The sequence below is a fragment of the Idiomarina sp. Sol25 genome (genome assembly GCF_033052775.1).
Lineage (GTDB): Bacteria > Pseudomonadota > Gammaproteobacteria > Enterobacterales > Alteromonadaceae > Idiomarina.
In genome coordinates this window covers 1-272 of record NZ_JAUPEW010000115.1, presented here as the reverse complement: position 1 = coordinate 272, position 272 = coordinate 1, and the positions used below count along the sequence as shown (strand labels likewise).

Annotated in this window: 1 protein-coding gene; it reads right to left on the bottom strand. The window is 44.9% G+C overall.

The features are described from left to right. Window positions 1-272: amidase family protein (locus Q5L94_RS13685; protein WP_317498906.1), on the bottom strand; the 272-nt coding region annotated here is incomplete at both ends.

Below are 272 nucleotides of genomic sequence, written 5' to 3'. Positions count from 1 at the left end.
AAAGCTCATCCCACCGTTGCCAGCAATGTTGATTGAAATGGTAAACATATCGGAAAGATACATTGACGTTGGGTCGGCGATTTCACCAAACTTAAATGCGGTGCGAGGACTTACGGGAGCAACAATACAGTCAACCTTTTCGTAAGCATTGAGATAATCTTGTGTAATAAGAGTACGAACCTGCTGTGCAGGGTAGTAATACTTGTCATATACCCCCGAAGAAAGTAAATAGCTGCCCAACATAATGCGGCGACGAGCCTCAAGGCCAAACC